General features: G+C 49.2%; 12 protein-coding genes. 3 read left to right on the top strand and 9 right to left on the bottom strand.

From position 1 onward, the window contains the following. Nucleotides 1-3: 3 nt before the first annotated feature. Entirely contained in the window at nt 4-2,172 is a 2,169-nt protein-coding gene (locus tag AB432_RS23010; RefSeq protein WP_048035930.1) for a hypothetical protein, read from the bottom strand. A gap of 550 nt (nt 2,173-2,722) precedes the next feature. Here AB432_RS23010 and AB432_RS23015 point away from each other — a divergent pair. Further along, a complete protein-coding gene (locus AB432_RS23015) occupies nt 2,723-4,762 on the top strand; it encodes a VWA domain-containing protein (RefSeq protein WP_048034256.1) in 2,040 nt (679 codons plus the stop codon). On the opposite strand, the gene AB432_RS23020 is transcribed toward AB432_RS23015, so the two are convergent. Beyond that, complete coding sequence (locus AB432_RS23020; protein ID WP_048034257.1) at nt 4,743-5,669, bottom strand: serine/threonine protein kinase; 927 nt, start codon at nt 5,667-5,669, stop codon at nt 4,743-4,745. The genes AB432_RS23015 and AB432_RS23020 overlap by 20 nt on opposite strands. A gap of 98 nt (nt 5,670-5,767) precedes the next feature. On the opposite strand from AB432_RS23020, the gene AB432_RS23025 reads away from it, so the two are divergent. Further along, on the top strand, nt 5,768-6,139 hold the full coding sequence (locus AB432_RS23025; RefSeq protein WP_048034258.1) for a VOC family protein: 372 nt from the start codon (nt 5,768-5,770) through the stop codon (nt 6,137-6,139). A 36-nt stretch (nt 6,140-6,175) separates the two neighbouring features. On the opposite strand, the gene AB432_RS23030 is transcribed toward AB432_RS23025, so the two are convergent. Beyond that, entirely contained in the window at nt 6,176-7,396 is a 1,221-nt protein-coding gene (locus AB432_RS23030) for an MDR family MFS transporter (RefSeq protein ID WP_048034259.1), read from the bottom strand. A 148-nt stretch (nt 7,397-7,544) separates the two neighbouring features. Between AB432_RS23030 and AB432_RS23035 the strand changes: the two genes are divergently transcribed. Continuing rightward, nucleotides 7,545-9,398 (top strand): SgrR family transcriptional regulator, encoded by a 1,854-nt coding sequence (locus AB432_RS23035; RefSeq protein ID WP_048034260.1) that lies wholly within the window; start codon nt 7,545-7,547, stop codon nt 9,396-9,398. A 424-nt stretch (nt 9,399-9,822) separates the two neighbouring features. Here AB432_RS23035 and nagA read toward each other — a convergent pair whose 3' ends face one another. From nagA to AB432_RS23065, 6 genes are all read right to left on the bottom strand, one after another. After that, entirely contained in the window at nt 9,823-10,992 is a 1,170-nt protein-coding gene (gene nagA / locus AB432_RS23040) for an N-acetylglucosamine-6-phosphate deacetylase (RefSeq protein WP_048034261.1), read from the bottom strand. Between the two features lie 47 nt (nt 10,993-11,039). Beyond that, on the bottom strand, nt 11,040-12,119 hold the full coding sequence (locus AB432_RS23045; protein ID WP_048034262.1) for an NAD(P)H-dependent flavin oxidoreductase: 1,080 nt from the start codon (nt 12,117-12,119) through the stop codon (nt 11,040-11,042). A 25-nt stretch (nt 12,120-12,144) separates the two neighbouring features. Next, nucleotides 12,145-13,173 (bottom strand): VOC family protein, encoded by a 1,029-nt coding sequence (locus AB432_RS23050; protein ID WP_053079616.1) that lies wholly within the window; start codon nt 13,171-13,173, stop codon nt 12,145-12,147. A gap of 205 nt (nt 13,174-13,378) precedes the next feature. Continuing rightward, a complete protein-coding gene (locus AB432_RS23055) occupies nt 13,379-14,410 on the bottom strand; it encodes a FecCD family ABC transporter permease (protein WP_048034263.1) in 1,032 nt (343 codons plus the stop codon). Nucleotides 14,411-14,412: 2 nt separating this feature from the next. Further along, on the bottom strand, nt 14,413-15,468 hold the full coding sequence (locus tag AB432_RS23060; protein ID WP_048034264.1) for a FecCD family ABC transporter permease: 1,056 nt from the start codon (nt 15,466-15,468) through the stop codon (nt 14,413-14,415). A gap of 132 nt (nt 15,469-15,600) precedes the next feature. After that, nucleotides 15,601-17,133: an AraC family transcriptional regulator gene (locus AB432_RS23065; RefSeq protein ID WP_235617533.1), complete on the bottom strand. Its 1,533-nt coding sequence runs from the start codon at nt 17,131-17,133 to the stop codon at nt 15,601-15,603. Nucleotides 17,134-17,265: the final 132 nt, after the last annotated feature.

The following is a 17,265-nucleotide window of genomic DNA, read 5'->3' on the forward strand; positions in this document are numbered from 1 at the left end:
ATGCTATGCTTTGACCGGAGTCGTTCCTTTGGTGATGGTGACCTCCAGGTTTTTCACATTGCCGTTGAACACCAGATCGATATGGCACAGATTGCTCTTGTCATCGATGATGTAGCTCATGTCATCTCCATCGTGAATGATAGAGTTCACGAAGCCGCGTGTGCCCAGCCATTTGCTTTTTTGGCTGCTCGGATTGTTACTGAAGAACTTCACGATGTTGTCATGTTTGAAATCACCCGTCTGGAAGCGGAGAATCCGCTCGATATAGGTGCTGACCAGTGTTTTGTAGATGGAATCAAAGCCGTCCTCTGCCATGGCGAGGCTGCGTGCCTTGTACACTGTAATGCGCTTGATATCTTTGCCTTGGATTTGTGCATTTTCCGAAGAGAAGACGAATCCAAAGTTTTTACGGTTGATGGAGTCTTTGATGTTGTTGGTAAAGCCAGAGATTTCTTTGGCCATTGTGGTGACAGCGCGGAGTCCATTTTCACCTGCTTCGATGTCAAAGCGCACACCTGGATATTCGCGGCTAACCACTTTGAAGGTCTCGCGCAAGTACTCTGGACACTGGTACGCTGCCACGATACCAGCAGCTACATAGCTGGCACCGACATAAACACCCTCGATCCACAGCTTCAGGATGTCTTCTTTTTCCTGGGACAGCTTCACGCCGTCTTCGGTTTGCAGCATTCTGCTGTCGATGACAACTCCTGATTTATCTTTCGGAATAATCGTGAAGTTCGGAATGCACGGGATAGCGAATTCACTAAATTCTTTGCGCACCAGGATTCCGCACTTGTCGATGTATTTATCAATGCCCGCTGTCGCCATGCTGTTGAAGGTCGTTTCTTCACCTGTACTGAAGCTGAAGAACACTTGTACCTTGAAGTCCTTGACGACTTGGAGCAGCATGGTGAGCGATTCCATCGTATTGCCGTCCTGCTTGACGACTTTTTCGTTCCCACGGAAACGCTCGCGAGTCACTTGTGCTTTTCCGGCGGAATCCATATCAACCGATGGAACGATTCCGAACCAGATTGTATCCGTGAAGTCGTTTTTCGCGTTAACCGTGTTCAGGTAAGTCTCCAGACGTGGAATGTTGCTGGACTTCACGAGCATGTCGAGCTTCGTATTCGTGATCAGCATCGCTGGCTGCATGCCTTTGTTCTTGGTCACGTACTGATCGAAGAACATCTTCACGCCCAAAATCTTCTCAACCAAAGGCTTCACTGTTTTTACGAAGTCGTCCTTGGCGTTTTTGTAAAACTCCAGATACGTATTGTAGTTCTGTACTTCTGTCTCAATGTTGACTTCGGTATGTACCGTCGGCAGCGGGCAGAAGGTGCGCACCACGAGATCTTTTACATAGGTGGATGGCGTCTCTGTGATCGACTCGTAATCCTCTTCGAAAACGTTCATCAGTCCGTTTCCGCTGTTTTCATCGAGAACCATCAGCTCGCGGCTGTCACTCTTCGGTGCCTCGATGATCTTCAGTTCTCCGTCTTCCCCAATCGTCAGCATCCCGATCTGAATCGCTTCTGATTGGTTCTCTTCTTGTGCGCCGCCCAAGAGCAGGCGTGTTTTGATATCTTCAATCGCCAGCGGCAGCATTGCCATGACGTTGTTGTAGTTTTTGCTGGCATCTTCGAACATCGTGTTCAGCTTGTCACCGAGATCGAGCTTCTTCGGATCGCCATCATCGAGCTTTTCATAATGGCCGTACAAGTAGTGAATCTCTTTGCGCACCTGACGGATGTCATCCATCACTTTTTTCGGGGAAATCATATCGAGCAAATTCTCGAATTTGAAATCCACATTGGTGATTCCTTGGCTGCGCTTCGTATCAATCAGGGTAAAGAGCATTTTCAAGAAGTCGTTGCTCTGATCGATCTTGATCTCGGAAATCGCATCCTCTGCAATTCCATCAGGCTTTTTCAAGGTGTACATCACTTTTTGGTTTGCTGCATTGTAGAACGAATACACACTCGGGGAGAACTTGTCCAAAAACTCATCAAAGCTGCGCACGAGGAGATGCTCGTTGATCTCCTTGATTTTGTCATCGCTGAGACTGTCGATGCCTTTTACATCTCCAACAATGGTGATGAGGTCCAATTTTTCCGGGTTGATCTCTTCGAACAGCATGGTTCGGTTGGTCTGGTTAATAATGTCCATAAATGGCCCCTTTCTGTTGTCTGCATAACCACTTAGTCCTACTTGATAAATGATGAGTCCTACTTCACGAATAAGGATACAAATCGTGACATTTATACCAAAAACAAACAAAAAATCTTGCCTCTAAATTAAACTTTGCTCGCATTATTTGTCAACATTCCGCCGATTGTGACAAATTTCCTATACCTATGTGACCATTCTCAGTATTTAGACCCATTTTATTCCACAAATCTTCCTTTTCTTGGATTCCCGTTTTATGCTGAAGACACCGAGTCTCCTTTCCTAGGTCTTCGGAAAAGAAGGGTTAAGCCTCGCCTTGTCCCCTCTCTTACTAGAAAAGAAGCACAAGGACTGATAGATGATTCTCCCTAGTTGCCGCTGGGGAGTATTATGCATTCACCTCATATTTACAAAAATGGGTGTTATTAACTTTTATATACATCGGCAATAGGAAACCGATCTTTTATACGAACAAACATTTATAGGTAAATCGTCCCATTTTAGTAAGTCATGAACTTTTTAAAATTTTTTTCAGAAAAAAGGTGAATGTATGTACAAAAATCGTCAGTCAGCCCTCTCTCTGCCGCCACTTTTTCGAATGGTGGTCATCGGACTGCTCCTCCCCATGCTCTTCTTGTCCGCCCCTCTTGCTGCGGGGGCAAATGGAACAGCAGATGCGGGAGTAGACGCGGTCTTTGTCGTTGATACGAGTAATTCCATGAACAAAACGGACCCCGGCAAAACAGCCGCAGAGGTCATGAGTATGTTCATTGATATGAGCGAAGCCACCCGTACCCGCATTGGCTTTGTCGCCTATAATGATCGGATTGTACAAGCTCAGTCTCCAGCAAGCATGGCCGAAGCAAGAAATCGGGAACAGCTCAAGCGAACCATTCAAGGGTTGCGTTACTCCGGGTATTCGGATTTGGGGCTCGGTTTGCGCAGAGGGGCAGAGATGATAGAAAAAGCAAAGGACCCGGCTCGCAAGCCATTTTTGATCCTTCTCTCAGACGGAGGAACAGATTTGCGGCAAAATGCGGGTGGCAGGAGTGTGGCAGCATCCAACAAGGATGCGGAAACAGCTATCTCGAAAGCAAAAGCGCAAGGCTATCCGATCTATACGATTGGCCTCAATAGCGATGGCTCCGTCCAAAAGGATCAATTGAAAAAAATCGCAGAGGCAACAGGCGGAACTTCCTTTGTCACACAAAGTACGGATGACCTGCCCGAAATCTTCAATCAGATTTTTGCCAAGCATATTCAATCGCAGCTCGTGTCGGTGGCAGCGATGACAGCTACCGGTGGTTTGCAGGAAGTGACCGTGACCATTCCTAACTCCAGTATGCAGGAAGCGAACATCATCCTGTTGTCCAACAATCCGCTGCTGGAATCGCAAGTGTACTATCAATCGCAAAATGTTCATTTTATGAAATCGAAAAAATATTCGCTGATGAAAATCGAAAAGCCGAAGAAGGGGAACTATCTCGTTAAATTTAGAGGCAAACCCGGGGATTTGGTGAAAATCAATTTACTGGGGAATTACAGCTTGATGGCGGGTGTAGAGGTCAAGCCTGAACCTGTTATCAAGGGGAATCCTGCTACGTTTACTACCTATCTCCACCACCTGGAAGGGGGCAAACGACTGGATGACAAGGATGTGTACGCATCCATGCAAGCAGAACTGATCGTAAACGATCTCGCGGGGAAAAAAGAAGAAAAGGTCCCGATGAAGAATCTTGGTGATAGCTTTACGGTCGACTACGTCTTCCCTCACACGGGCAAGTACGAGTGGAAAATCTTTATGAACGGCCCGGACTTTTATCGCGAGACGGCTTCGAGCGTTTTTGATATGACGAATATCGCGCCAGTTGCTGCCTCGGTCAATACCTTGACGATCGAGAAGGAAAACGGCGAGCAGGCTATCGATTTGGGTTCGTTCTTCACAGATGCCAATAACGACAAGCTGACCTATACCATTGTCACCGCTGATCCAGACGAACGATTTGTCGCTACGATCCAAGACGCGGCTCTGAAGCTGTCACCAGAGAAAAGCGGCACATTAGAAATCACCATTACCGCCACGGATGCGGAAGGAGCAAGCGTCACAGGCCCGCTCGTCATTACCGTGCATTCGGTATGGGATCGCTACATTACCATCGGCATAATTGTGTTGCTCGTAGCAGCGATCGGCTACGGTGTTTACCTGCTTACACGTCCTAAACCAGCCTTTGTAGGTCGTCTGGAGGGGTATTTCCTGCACACGGCAAGCGGCCACGACATACCAGTCAAGTTTTGGCCTCTCGCCTCCTTTGGCAAGAAACAACGGATCACATTGCAGGAGCTGTTCACCAGTTTGGATGTGAATGAGCATTTACCCGAAGCGCAGAAGATTTACTTCCAGCCTGGAAAAAATCAGACGTTGCTCTTGGTCAACCATAGTCACTGCACAGTTGAGCGGGGCAAGGAAACCATGCCCCGACATAAAAAGCTCGTCCTCCAATACAATGACAAGGTGTATGTGACCTTCGAGGATCGGATGACGGAGATCGAAATTCGCTTTAAGAAATCGTCTAATGAGGAAGCTTCCTAAGAGAGAAGCGCGTCTTTCCTTTCCAAATCAGATGCTCTGCACGAATTGCTGTCGCAAACAGCTTGAGTGTGGGGCATCTTTTTTTCGAGTCGACAGCCAATCCCCACATGATGACATTCGCCAGCAGCAGCGGAACCTCAGGGTTGATCGTTCGAAGCGATGGCAAGCGATCCTCAATGACTCTTGCCGCCACATCAACGGGACGCTCTTTGGTCAGGCAGTAATACAGCGTGGCAGCCAAGCTATAAATATCCGAGATGACTCCTTGCTTGGATTGACCCGAGTAAAACTCAAGCGGTGAATACCCTTCTGTCGTCACAATCGGCTTGGGTTCATCACTCACAAAATAAATCGCCGAGCCAAAATCAATCAGCACAGGCTGGCCAGCTTCGGTAACCAGGATGTTTTTGGGCTTGATATCGCGATGAATGATGCCTTTTTTGTGCAAATAGTCTAATCCGTCAAATATCGGAAGTACCGTCTGATGCAAAAATGCTCCCAGATCAAGCTCTGCTTGTGCTAATACATACGCATCCAGCGTCTTCCCTTTGCAATAGTCCACGACGAGATAACCTGTGCCATTTTCGGCAAAATGGTCGATGTATCCGATGATATTTTCATGATTCAGTTCTTTGTGTAGAGACGCCTCTTGCCAAAAGCCGTCTAGCAGCATGTCGAATTTGGTTTTTAACGATGGTCTGCGACAAATGACCTTCACGTGATCCAAATCTCGCATCGCCAATGCTTGAGGGAAAAACTCTTTGAGAATGAGTGTCCGCTTGCTTTTCATATGGTAGACCACATACACATTCGACAGCTCACTTGTGGAAATGATCTTTTTGATCCGATAAGCTTTTTGCAGGATCGTGCCTTTTTTCAGACCTCTTTCCCGTTCTACCTGTCCCATGTCATGGCCTCCCCTATCTTTCCTCTCAAAAAATGATAACGAAAGATGGGGGATTATGGCAATATAAAGAAAAAGGATGGAGAGGGGAATGATTGATCATGGCACATTTGGAATCGTTGTTTCACGTACAAGTTCCCGTGAAAAATTTGGAAGAGGCCATTGTCTGGTACTGCAATCACCTTGGCTTTTCCTTACAGGCGCGGTATCGTACTTCCGCTTTTCTTGCCCTGTCTGCCGGACCCACCTTGATGATATGGGAAACGGATGAAGAGACGTCCACAACCTTTACCGTTGATCATCAACCCATGCCTGTCTTTTTGTACACCACTTCCGATGTGCATGCACTCCATGATTATTTGCAGGCCCATGAAGTCTCGATTACCCACTACCAAAACGATGGCTTCGGATGGGTGCTCAAGTTTTTTGACCCGAGCGGAAACATGTGGGGCGTCATTCAAAAGAACAACTAGTCAGTTGGATATGGAAAACAAGAGATCACACCCTATTCAAATCATAACTTGGGAAGATTTCTCACAGCTTTTTCTTTGCTGTTGCCGCTGCTCCCATAAGTATTGGCCGCGTTGATAAAACGGAAGCGCGATAAAGGTCAACAGCATAAGGATCGCGAAAATGAGCGGCCCTTGTCCAAAGCCGAGTACCTGGAGCAACACCCCGCCGATCCAGGCACACACACTCTGTCCCAGGAAGGCAAAACCGCTGGCTCCGTAATACGCTCCACGTAAATGCTGGGGGGCGATTTCCCCGATCAGGATATCTCCGACGACAAAGCACAAGATTTCGCCGATCGTAAATACCACCATCGACACGGATAGCCAAAACAAATTCGTAAATAGCCCGAAACCGAACAGCCCTAATCCAAACAAGAGACAGCCCACCTTCAACGCGGTCATCGATGAGTACCGCTTCATAAACTTGGCGAGCGGATATTGAAGTGCTAAAACCGAGATGGTATTCACTACAAATAAAAAGGAATACGCCTCTATTCGATCATGCCCAATGTACTGCGAGAGTGTGGTGTCCAGATGTGAGTAGGCACCAGCAACGAACAAATTCCCGAGCAACAAGTAAAGAAATACTTTGTCTGTAAAAACAATGCGTGCCATCTGATTCATAGTGACCGGATCAGCAGCCGCGTCCTTCTTCAGCTGTTCCTTGAACATGACCATAAATACCACCAACACAACTGCGTACACAGCAAAAATGATGGCTGTGACGAGGAACGGTAGCAAGGACGTGCTCCCTGCACCCAGTTGCAAGCCGATTAATGGACCGATTGCTCCGCCCAGGTTGATCGCAAAATACCTGGCGTTAAAAACCGCTGCCCGCTGATCATCCGACGTGACATCCGCCAGCAGGGCGCGTGCTGTAGGCTCAAATACGTTTCGAAAAAGACCGTTACAGGCACTTAAAACAAAGAACATCCACGTCTCCGTCGCAAAAACATACCCGATCAAGACGATGCTCCACGCTCCCATCGCAGTAATCATCACAGGATATCTGCCCAATCGGTCAGACAGTGCTCCCCCAGCAAAGCTGCTAATCGTCCCAACCAGCAAGCTGAGTGCGAGGATCGAGCCAACGATCGCCGGATCAATTCCTTTTACCTTTCCTAAATAAATGCCCAAAAACGGCAGCGTCATAAAAAAGCCTGTGCGTGACAAAAATGTTCCGATAATGACTCCCCATGCCACTGGATGAAATCTCATTCTCCCCATCTCTCTTTCCCATTCCCGTTTGTTATCTCTCGTGTTATCTTCAGTATATGGAACTAGAAAAAGGGGAAAAAGGGTTCGATTTGATTGAATCCGATCACCTTTTCGAACATGCATTTTTAACTGAGAAATGAGGGCCTGCATGGTTACCGTTCTGCATTTTTTAGAGCTTCGCTCGTTTTTTCATCAAGAAGAAATCGGGAAACCATTCCCTGTCACTATCGAAAAGCTGGCTGGGATTTGGCACTGTACGCCTCGTTACGCCAAGCTGATTGTCCGTAAGCTAGTCGAGCTGGGGTGGGTCGAATGGAAGGCGGGACGCGGGCGAGGGAATGTCTCGGTCATGACGCTTCATGCTGATTCCGATGAAATTCTTCTGGCCGAGGTCAAGCTGCAAATAGACAAGGGCGACATCAAAGAAGCAATGGAGCTCATGAATCGCTACGGCAAAACAGCCGTCAAAGACCAGATCATGGATTGGCTCTCGGAAGGAATGGGCTTCTCCAGCGACTCTGTATCGAACCGTTCCCAAGATATCCTGCGCTTTCCCGTTTACCGCAGGATTGTGACGCTGGACCCTGGTCTGGTTTATTACCACTTCGATGCACATCTCGCGGGCCAAATTTTCAATACGCTCGTTCGTTACGATCTGAATAGTCGTTCGATTTTGCCTTCCATCGCCCACTCTTGGGAAAGCAGTCCAGATGCCACAGCATGGACCTTTTATTTGAAAAAGAACGTGCTGTTTCATCACGGACGGGAACTATCTGCTCATGACGTCGTTTTTTCCCTGAATCGGCTTCGCTTGCATCCAGACACGTATGAAGCAAGCTGGATGTTTCGTGACATAGATCAGCTTATAGCCATTGACAACAGAACTGTGCGCATCCAGCTTAAAGAACCCAATTACTTGCTTCTGAGGCTGTTGGCGACGATACCCGCAAGCATTGTTCCAGAAGAAATCGTTCGGCAGGATGAGAAAGGCTTTGGAGAAAAGCCAATTGGAACAGGACCCTTTCAGCTGGTCCGACTTAACGAGGGGATCTGTATTCTAGAAGCATTTCCTGCTCATTTTCTGGGGAGACCGCAGTTGGATCGTGTGGAAATTTTGATTTTTCCCGAGTTGGACATGGGGTGCCTAAAAGAACCAAATTGGGCGTCTGTAATGGTGTCGCACGGTGTCCAGTCGAAAGCACTAGCATTGAAGGAAGCCGTCATTCAGGATGGTCAGGACTGGTGCGATACGGAGGCGTTTTTTTCGTGCTGTAATTTGCTTGTTTTTAACCAGTGGGAGAGCGGTCCACACAATCATTTCAAGTTCCGTCAGGCGCTTGATAAGCTGATTGATCGCGATCAAATGATTGCCGATTTGGGCGGTGATCGCATCTATCCCGCAAAAGGCTTCCGCACGTATCACCCTGTTTTAAGGGAGGTAAGAGCGAAAGAGAACGAGCAGCCCTGCCATGCCGAAATCATGTCCCTGCTACAGGAAAGCAACTATCAGGGAGAAACATTGCGTCTCGTGACCACAGCCTACCATGAAGAAGATGCGCTATGGATTCAACAACGATGCCGCGAGTATGGCATTCATCTGGAAGTCGCTGTGAGAGAACCATGGGAATTTTCGAATCGCGACTGTTTGCCCGAACATGACTGCCAGTTGTACGGCAATGTGTTTAGCAGCGATCAAATTAGCGAGCTGGAGATGTATTTGCAAAGAAATTACTTTCTCCCCGCATTTGATGAATCGTTGGCTTTTGCCATCAACGAGGAGATTTGCCTGACGTTTCAGGAGCCAGACAGGCTTGCGCGGGAGCACCATCTCGCCAGGATTGAGGCCATGATTAAAGAAAACTATGCTGTTTTGTATCTCGTTCAGAAAAAGACCCTTACGTCGTTCCACAAGTCTCTACGAGGCGTGTCGATCAATTCGTCGGGCTGGCTGGACTTTCATAAGATCTGGTTTCAGCCGGAGTCGTTGCACCAGCAGTTGTAAGAAGGAGCTGTGGAGGGGGAAGAAGTGCATTTCCAGTTTACGCTTCGGCCTCCGCCCTGCTGTGGGTATAACTGGCCGCTCCGAAATAAATGGCGGGCTCCAGAGGCTCTTGGACTGGAAATACACTTCTTCCCACGCGGCTTTTGTAAAAAAAGGTGATGCTAGAAGCCATTCTTCGAAGGATTATGAAAGCATCCCTGAGTTGACCTCTAAAAATGGGGTAAAACCAGGAAGAAAACGAAAGCTGTACGGAAGTCCGGTCACATGTTTGGAAGGAGACCGCCCGTACGAAGTGAGGTTACAGGCGACTGGAAAACATGTGACAGGGGTTCGCCCCGACCACAGCCGTCCGGGGACATCTTTATTCTTTCATGCTAAAAAAGCAATCCAAGAGCGAGCCTTGGACTGCTTTTTTATTTAGAAACTATTTTGACTGGTGATAGACTTCTTTACCCGCAACAAACGTCATGGTCACGTCAAATTGTGAATTCAATACCGTAATATCTGCATCATACCCTACCGCCAAACGTCCTTTTCGCTCGCCGATGCCAAGGATGCTTGCTGGTGTCAGGGAAGCCATTTCCACTGCATCTGGCAAAGAGACACCACTCAGCGTCACCATATTGCCGACCGCCCGATTCAGCGTCAAAATGCTTCCGGCAAGCGTCCCATCAGCGAGCTTCGCCTGATTATCTTGAACGTGAACCTCTTGTCCACCGAGGTCGTACGTCCCTTCGCCCATCGCGGCTGCACGCATGGAATCGCTGACGAGGGCGAGACGTTCTGCCGTTTTGACCCGATACAAAATCTTCATGACTGCTGGATGCACATGGATGCCATCTGCGATCAGCTCTGTGCTCAACTGCTCATGATACATCGCGGCGCCAACTACGCCCGGCTCCCGATGATGCAGCCCTGTCATGGCATTGAAGCAATGGGTAAAATGGCGTACGCCCGCATCCACCGCTTCCGTCGCCTGAGCGAACGTAGCGCCTGTATGTCCAGCAGACACGATGACATCGCGTTCTTTTAACCAGGCAATCGCTTCAAGTGCTTCCGGTTGTTCAGGCGCAATCGTCACGACCTTGATCAGACCTTCTGATAGTCCGTAGAGCTTTTGCACTGCATCGAGCTTGGGTATCGCGATGTTTTCTTCTTTTTGCGCTCCCTTGTAACGAGGATTGATCCACGGACCTTCCAGATGGATGCCGATCGCTTGTGCCCCCGGAAGCCCTTCCCTGCTGTTCTGAGCGATGTTTACCAGTACCTTCTCTAATTGATCATAAGGAGCCGTCATCGTCGTCGCCAAAAACGACGTCACTCCATGCCGCGCGAGTGCAGTCGAGATGGCCTGAAGTGATTCCGGTGTCCCGTCCATCGTGTCGTATCCGTCAATCCCATGCATGTGCATATCGACGAAGCCAGGGCAAATCCAGCCATCCTCTACTGTCATCACATGATCTGGCAAAGCTTTTCCATACGCATCAGCCTTGCCAGCATAGGAGATCGTTCCATTTCCCACGACGACGAGACCATTATGCAATTCATGTCCATCTGCGACAAGGTTACCCTTGAGAGCGTATTCCTGATTCAATTTGATTTCCTCCGTCTTTCGCGTGGCTTTCTCTGCACGTTTTTATTCTACTGAGGTTGCCCCAGATTGCTGCAAATCCTCGTCGTTTCCGCTGCCAGCTTTTCAACCAGCTCACCCGCGCTAATTTCTTGGCTAAGTGGAGCTGCCTGCCCCGCCCACATCGACATGTACGCACTTTGCTGCTGCTTGCCCGCAGCGGCTCGAATGTCTTTGGTCAGGGCATTTTGTACCGGATAGGTCGGAAGCTCAGGATCAAGCGGGGCGAGTGTTGTCATAAACTCATTTTGAATGCCCCTTGCCCATTTTCCAGAGAAAGCACGTGTCATCACGATGGACTCTTCTTTCGTCTCCAAAATGGCCTTCTTGTGCAGGGCATGTGCTCCGCTCTCCTTGCAGGTCAGAAAAGCCGTTCCGAGCTGAGCCGCCTGTGCCCCTAGCGCGAGTGCTGCTGCGATCCCTCGCCCATCCATGATCCCTCCAGCCGCGATTACGGGAATCTTGACCCGATCCACGATTTGCGGGACGAGCGCCATTGTTCCAATCATATTGCTTGGTGAATCCGGCAAAAAGGACCCTCGGTGCCCGCCTGCTTCGCTGCCTTGGGCGGCAATCATATCGACTCCGCTCGCTTCCAATGCAATCGCTTCGCGAACGGTTGTCGCTGTTCCGATGACAGTGATTCCCCGCTGCTTCAACTCTGCCATCAAGCGATGATCCAGAACACCAAAGGTAAAGCTGAAAACAGCGGGATGTTCCTCCAAGACAACAGCCATCTGCTCAGCAAACGGCTCTGTAAATTGCGTCACCTGCGGATTGTGCGGGATGCCCAATCGATCTCGCACATCATTCATGGCCTGGGCAACGCCTTCTGCGATCGGCTGATCCGCATCGAAATCTTCGGGAATAAACAGATTCACGCCAAACGGTTTGTCTGTTAACGCCCGAATGGACTTGATCGCCCCACGAATCTGCTCAGGAGACATATATGCGGCACCGAGCGTTCCGAGTCCCCCCGCTTCTGAGACAGCGGCTACCAGGGCAGGTGTGGTCGCTCCCCCTGCCATTGGCGCCTGAATAATCGGCCATTTCAAATGGAAACGCGAAGTGATAGGATTGTTTGTCCACATGGTTTTCCCACTCCTCTATATTGGTTTACTTGGTTGATTGGTCGTCGCTGCGAATCCATTCCAGAAACTGAGCCAACACCCGGGCGGTTAACCCCCAGATGACACGCCCGTCCACCTCGTAAAACAAATGCTCGACCGTCCCTTTTCGCCACGGATATCGCTTGCCACCCGGGATCAGATGATAAGGAAAATCCTCTTCGGGCTCGGTCATGACAGAGGAAAGATACTTCGCTGGCTGCGTTGCCAACAGACGATCGAGTGGAAGGATAAAGACCTCTCCGACCTCGTCTGGATTCGGCTTCATATCAGGAATTCCTTCCACGTATCCAATAAAGGGCGTAATGATAGAGGAGCCTGGCCCAATCACCTGATCGAGCTCGCCTACATAATGAATCTGCTCAAGTGGAATACCCAGCTCCTCGCTTGTTTCCCGAGCAGCCGTCGCCCAACGAGATTCGTCGCTCTTCTCAGCTCGCCCTCCCGGAAAACATACCTCATTAGCCTGTCGCCGCATGGTACTGGCTCTTTTTTCAAATAAAATGCCTGTCTGGTTGTCAGCCATGTTGACGAGTGGGAGCAAGACACTGTATGCGCCGATCGTCCCTCGTTCACGTTCTTGCAATCTCTTGGAAATCTCCTTGATAGCAGGAGCAAGGGAAGCCGCCCCTGATTCTAGTGGTAGGTACTGGGAAACCTCGATCAAATTATGGTCCGGATCACGGAAATACACCGAACGAATCGGCCCGATGGCGCCTGTTTTTGGAACAGGTCCTTCCACCAAATGGACGCCGCATGCATGAATATGCTGAATGACTTGCTCCAGTGAAAGCGATGTGACAAGACACAGATCAGCGGAGCCTGCGACTGGATGCATCGCTTTTGGCTCCCGTTCTTGTCCGAGTTGATGCAAATTGATTTTTTGCTGGCCGAAGTGCAGAGCCTTCCTGCCGTCGCCAAAGGTTACAACCTTCATTCCCAGGACTTTTTCGTAAAAGTGACAGGTTGCTTCGATGTCTTTTACCGTCAAAACCAAGTGGTCTAATCGATCGATCATATGCCTTACTCCTTCTCGTCCCGATACATGCTCATGCTGTTATTATAGCAAACACAAGGCGGTTGCTTCTTCTCCCCATTGTCCTCCAACATTTCCCTCTTTTCAATTCCCAAATTGCCTCATCCCCACTTCTCCCTATACAAAAACGAGCGTCTTCCTCGTACCTAAACGGGAAAACGCTCGCCAAATCCACTATTTGCAAAAACTATGCTTTTGAACGTGCCAGCAAGTACAAGAAATACGGAGCACCGATAACGGCTACCACGATACCAGTCGGAATCTCTGACGGCTGCATGATCCAGCGTCCGATAGTATCAGCCACGATAACCAATAGCGCACCCGTCAGCGCTGATGTAGGCAAAAGCATCTCATGCTTTGGCCCCACTAGTCTGCGGGCCAAATGCGGACCGATCAACCCGACAAAACCGATGCCTCCGCTCACTGCCACGCAGGCAGCGGCAAGCCCGACTGCGGCAGCCAGCAGCTTCAATTGCTCTTTGGCAACGGGTGCACCCAAGCCTTTCGCCAACTCTTCTCCCAAATTGAGCACGTTCATAACACGTGCTTTGTAAAAAACATAGGGGATTAAAATGGCGATCCAAGGCAGCAACGAAAGAACGAACTTCCAGTTGGTCCCCCAAATACTACCCGCGAGCCAAGTCGCCACAAACTGGTATTTGTCCGGACTCAGCTTCAGCGTCAAGACGATCATCGCAGCACTCATCCCAGCCGCCACGGCAATCCCCGTCAATACGATACGGGTCGGAGACAATCCCTTGTGCCTTTTATAGGACAATGCGAAGATCAGCGCTGCTGTCACGCTGGCTCCAATCAACGCCAACACTGGCAGCAAAAAAACAGGTGCCGCAGACGTTGATGGGTAAAACGAAATGAACAACATCACCATCAAGCCAGCACCAGCGTTGATCCCTAAAATACCAGGTTCGGCCAACGCGTTGCGAGAAATCCCTTGAATAATACACCCGGATACGGCAAGTCCTGCCCCGATCAAGAGGGAAATAACAATCCGCGGCAGGCGGAATTCAAACAAGATCAAGCTTTGTTTGTCTGTTCCTGAACCGATTAGCGTCAGCAGGAGATCGCTTGGTGACAACCGTATGTAGCCTGTGTTCATACTGATGATAAACGCGATAACAATGAGGATAGCGAGTATCGTCATAACCGCAAAAGCTCTATTTCTTTTACGCGTTTGGTAATGGGAAACAATATGCTGCATGATTACATCTCCCTTCTTTCTTTACGCGCCAAGTAAAGGAAGAACGGTACACCGATAAGCGCAATAAGTGCCCCTAACGGCGTCTCATACGGCGGATTTACCATTCTTGCGGCCAAATCGGCGAAAACAACGAGCAGGCTGCCTAAAATGGCCGAGCAAGGAATGATCCATCGGTAGTCGACCCCAACCAAAAAGCGGGTCAAATGCGGAACAATCAATCCAACAAAGCCTACAGCCCCAACAACGGCGACTGCTGATCCAGCCAAAATCAGGACGATGATCATGCCTGCCAGTTTCACTAACGCCGTGCGCTGCCCCAATCCTTTCGCTACATCTTCTCCAAGACTGAGCATCGTAATGGAACGCGACAGCATCATCGCTCCAATAAGGGCTACGAGAATCCACGGAAACATGACTTCAAGCTGAAACCACTTGGTTCCCGCCACACCGCCTGCATACCAGAAGGCCAAATCTTGTCCGATTTTAAAGTAAAGGGCAATCCCTTCGCTTAACGCAGACAATAGTGCGGTCAATGCGGCTCCCGCCAAAACGAGGCGCACCGGAGTTAAGCCGCCTTTTGCCAAGGAACCAATCCCGTAAACCATACCGGCCCCAACGCCAGCGCCCAAAAAGCTGTAGAGAATCAGATACATGAACGGCAGACCCGGGAAAAAAGCGAAGCAGAGAGCCAAAACAAATCCGGCACCTGCATTCAACCCAAGCAATCCGGAATCTGCCAGCGGGTTGCGTGTCATCCCTTGCATAATCGCACCTGCAACAGCGAGGCTGGCCCCGACCATTGCACCGCCGAGCAGACGCGGCAAACGAATCTCCTGAATAATTTGGTGTTGCGTAATATCAGGATTAAATTGAAAAATAGCTTCCCATACGACAGCAAAGTGGATGTCGGCTGCTCCAAATGACACAGACAAAAACATCCCCAGTATTAATGCGAAAACCCCGCCAGTCAAAATGAGCGTCGCTGCCCAAGGGCGAGAGCGAAACGCAACCGGCTTTCCGTTATTCCCCTCTTTCAGAGAATGTGCGTGTTGACTCATACGTGCCACCTTTTTTTCGTTAGTTTGGAGCTGAGTTGCTTTTGTTGATATTGATTCTTATTATCATAAAAGAATTTTAGGCGATGCATGAAAACTGTGTCAATGGACAATCGCGAACTTGTCTTTGTACATTTACGCTAATACTTTTAGGACTTCATCGACCTTTTTTCCGTTGGCGATCACACCGTGATTCATCCAGGTCATGAAATCCACCTGATACGCCCGATTGCTTTGGACAGCAGGAAGCGCTTGCCACACGGGATGGTTGAGCTGTAGCTGTTCGGCACCTGGTTTTCCCTCATGCCATTTGTCAAAGGCGAAAAAAATATGATCAGCATCCAGCGTAGACAGCTCTTCCCACGATACCCCTTCTCTCACCTGCTTGGCAAATTGTTTTATTACGAAAGGAGCCGGCTCCATTTCCAAATCTTGAAACAACACCTGCGATGTGTAGTTTTTCTCCACGAGGATTTGATCAGCCGAGATGCGCAAGAAGGCTATCTTCTGCCCTTTGAGACTGCGTCCTATCACATTTTTGGCAGCTCTTACTTTTTGTTCATACTGCTCGATTGACTGCTCTGCCAATTCGCTTCGGCCCAACCGATCACCGAGGGTACGCAATGTTTTTCGCCACTCAGGACCGAACTGCCGAATCACGCATGTAACGGCAATCCGGGCACATTTGGCATACACATCCGCCTTCCAGCCTGTACACTCCCGAAGCATAATGACATCTGGGGCACGACTGGACAAGAGCTGCACGTCATCTGTCAACACATCGTACGTCGGTACATCATGTAGGCCCAAATAGTCCTGCTTGCCCCAATATGTATGCGCCCATTGAACGACGGGTCGAATGCCAAGGGCCAGCAAATAATCCTCCATATAAAGAGAGACGACTCGTAAATCATCCCGATGGATGTTGCGATATTTACCTGGCGCTAGCCCTACACGCTGCTTGAAACGACGATTGAAGTAATACTCACTGTTGAAACCGACGTTTTGGGCAATCTCGTTGATCCGATCACCTGTCATGAGCAGGAGTTGCTTCGCCCGATTGATCCGCAGTTGATTCATGTAATCGAGCGGTATCTCTCCCGTCATTTCCTTGAAGAGCTGCGTATACCGCCAACGTGGAACATTCGCTTCCTGTGCTAGCTGGTCTACGGTCAGCGCCTCTTGATAGTGCTCCTCTACATACGCAATTGAACGTTCAACAGCCCGCCTCGGGTCCAAACTTGTTTTGCCTGGTACATTTTGGAGGGCCAAAACGCATAGCAATTCCTCAAACCGCACGTGATTATAGAATCGTTGCAGCGCCTCCGTGGCATCCCGATGCTTGTAAATCTCCGCAATCAATTCAACGACACGTGAAAAAGGAGTACAGGTCAACTCCCCCATACAGAAAAAAGCCTCGGAAGCTTGCTCCTCCATCGGAGCTCCCGTGTGGACGACACGAAAAGTCAGATAATAGTAGTCGAGAACGTGACTCGTGCAACTGATCCAAACGTTCTGACGCGGTGCTGCAATCCAGCAACGCTCCCGAGAGAACCGATATGTCGATGATTCGATTTCAATGAGCCCCTCTCCGTCTGTTGCTACAATCATCGCGTAGTCTTCCGGCTCTTGATAGTCCTGCCATCTTTCCACATTTACTTTTTGCATGGACGTCATTGCGAAAAATGATGGTGGAGATAGCTTGGCCCTGGATGCTTCGTTATTCATCTCCCTCACCCTTTTCGTGAGAATGATTATCATTTACTATTATAATGAGTAAACATCCCGACGACAAGCTCC

Source organism: Brevibacillus brevis (assembly GCF_001039275.2).
In the GTDB taxonomy this organism is placed as follows: domain Bacteria; phylum Bacillota; class Bacilli; order Brevibacillales; family Brevibacillaceae; genus Brevibacillus; species Brevibacillus brevis_C.

What these genes read in the sequence shown, in the direction of transcription:
- AB432_RS23010 (WP_048035930.1), bottom strand. Translation starts at nt 2,172, where the DNA reads ATGGACATTATTAACCAGACCAACCGAACCATGCTGTTCGAAGAGATC.
- AB432_RS23015 (WP_048034256.1), top strand. Translation starts at nt 2,723, where the DNA reads ATGTACAAAAATCGTCAGTCAGCCCTCTCTCTGCCGCCACTTTTTCGA.
- AB432_RS23020 (WP_048034257.1), bottom strand. Translation starts at nt 5,669, where the DNA reads ATGGGACAGGTAGAACGGGAAAGAGGTCTGAAAAAAGGCACGATCCTG.
- AB432_RS23025 (WP_048034258.1), top strand. Translation starts at nt 5,768, where the DNA reads ATGGCACATTTGGAATCGTTGTTTCACGTACAAGTTCCCGTGAAAAAT.
- AB432_RS23030 (WP_048034259.1), bottom strand. Translation starts at nt 7,396, where the DNA reads ATGAGATTTCATCCAGTGGCATGGGGAGTCATTATCGGAACATTTTTG.
- AB432_RS23035 (WP_048034260.1), top strand. Translation starts at nt 7,545, where the DNA reads ATGGTTACCGTTCTGCATTTTTTAGAGCTTCGCTCGTTTTTTCATCAA.
- AB432_RS23045 (WP_048034262.1), bottom strand. Translation starts at nt 12,119, where the DNA reads ATGTGGACAAACAATCCTATCACTTCGCGTTTCCATTTGAAATGGCCG.
- AB432_RS23050 (WP_053079616.1), bottom strand. Translation starts at nt 13,173, where the DNA reads ATGATCGATCGATTAGACCACTTGGTTTTGACGGTAAAAGACATCGAA.
- AB432_RS23055 (WP_048034263.1), bottom strand. Translation starts at nt 14,410, where the DNA reads ATGCAGCATATTGTTTCCCATTACCAAACGCGTAAAAGAAATAGAGCT.
- AB432_RS23060 (WP_048034264.1), bottom strand. Translation starts at nt 15,468, where the DNA reads ATGAGTCAACACGCACATTCTCTGAAAGAGGGGAATAACGGAAAGCCG.
- AB432_RS23065 (WP_235617533.1), bottom strand. Translation starts at nt 17,133, where the DNA reads ATGCAAAAAGTAAATGTGGAAAGATGGCAGGACTATCAAGAGCCGGAA.